Annotated in this window: 2 protein-coding genes and 1 pseudogene; 2 read left to right on the plus strand and 1 reads right to left on the minus strand. The window is 64.0% G+C overall.

The features are described from left to right. A partial coding sequence (locus HP499_RS24115; RefSeq protein ID WP_253951776.1) for a phospholipase D-like domain-containing protein occupies positions 1-444 on the plus strand: 444 nt, incomplete at its 5' end. An 87-nt stretch (positions 445-531) separates the two neighbouring features. Here the strand turns inward: HP499_RS24115 and HP499_RS24120 are convergent. After that, positions 532-1,239 (minus strand): VTT domain-containing protein, encoded by a 708-nt coding sequence (locus tag HP499_RS24120; protein ID WP_309138444.1) that lies wholly within the window; start codon positions 1,237-1,239, stop codon positions 532-534. Positions 1,240-1,256: 17 nt separating this feature from the next. Here HP499_RS24120 and HP499_RS24125 point away from each other — a divergent pair. Then, positions 1,257-1,538 (plus strand): annotated as a pseudogene (locus HP499_RS24125) (LuxR family transcriptional regulator); the annotation flags it as partial.

Raw genomic sequence — 1,538 nt, forward strand, 5'->3', positions numbered from 1 at the left:
AGCCCCTACTTTGTCCCGGACGAAGCAATCCAATTGGCCATCGTCACCGCCGCCTCGCGGGGATTGAGCGTTGAGCTCTTTGTCTCGGAAGTGGGCGATCAGGCCATGGTCTACCACGCCCAGCGGTCCTACTATGAGGTCCTTCTGCGGGCGGGTGTCCGCATCTACCTTTACCGGGCACCGCAGGTCCTGCACGCGAAGCACTTCACCATTGACCACGACGTCGCAGTCATTGGTTCCAGCAACATGGATGTCCGCTCGTTCAGCCTCAACATGGAGGTCTCGGTGCTGGTCCATGGCCGATCCATCGTGGACCGGATGAGGGCCGTGGAGGACAGCTACCGCGAGGCGAGCACGGAGCTGTTGTTGGAGGACTGGCTGCGGCGGCCGGTGGGGCAGGTGGCGCTGGACAACCTGGCCCGGCTGACGTCGTCGCTGCAATAGTTCGCCGGGGTAGCTGGCGGGCGTAGCGAGCCGCAGTTGGGTGTGGCGCCCTGGCCGGGTGCGCCGCCGCAGCACGATCGGACTGCATCAATCGTCCAACTGCAAGTACCAGGTCACACCCGCGCTGATGCCCCTGCCCAGCAGCAGCGAGAACGCGATGGCGATGACGACGGCAAATTCCGTTGAAAGCCCCGGCAACAGCCCGGACAGGGCGCCGATGCCCACCGAGTAGACGGACCACAGGATGCCGGCTGCAACGGAATAGAGGACGAACCTGCCGCGAGGGACAGGGGTGATGGCGCTGGCCACGTTCATGGTAAGACGCCCCAGCGGGACAAACCTGGAGGTCAGGACCCACGAGGCGGAGTGCTTGGATAATCGTTCCCGGGACGCGTGCAGGGCCTTCTGGGTGCGAGGGCCTTGGAGCATCTTCCAACCGGCCATGTTCCTGCGTCGGACCAGTTCATACGCACCGAGATCTCCAGCCACCGCTCCGGCCAGCATGGCTGCCACCAAAAGGTATCCGTTGGGCAGATTGTCCGTGGCGGACAGGGCTCCCAACGCTACAAACAACGATGTAGTGGGGATGGGTGGGAAGATCGCCGACAACGCCACGAAGAGGGCCCCGAGCGGGTAGACCCAGCCGGAGTCCGCAGCGCTCATGATGTCCTTGAAAGCCTGCACGGTGAAACCCCTTTCCGGGCTTCGCCCAAGCGTCTCACGGTGGACATCACCATCCTTACGCGCTGAGCCCGCCGCGCGGATCGCCTGTACTGGGTGAATCCTCGAAGTCACGCCCCTACACTGAAGGAGTGGACGACCTTCGAGGTACCCGCCCGGACGTAATGAGCCCTCAACTGACCACGGTTTCCAAGCCGCCCTTGGACGTGATGGACCGGCCCCGGCTTGTGGCAAAACTCGATGCCGCGCCAGACACCGTCCTTCTCTACGCCCCTGCAGGATTCGGTAAAACGGTGCTCCTGGGACAATGGCTCGCCTGCCGCATGGACAACGTCGCGTGGGTGAGTCCGGACCATCAGGACAAGCCGGCCCTGTGGCCGTCCATCCTTCACGCGCTCCGGCAGTGCCCTGCC

The organism is Paenarthrobacter sp. CM16 (genome assembly GCF_013179505.1).
Classification (GTDB): Bacteria; Actinomycetota; Actinomycetes; order Actinomycetales; family Micrococcaceae; genus Arthrobacter.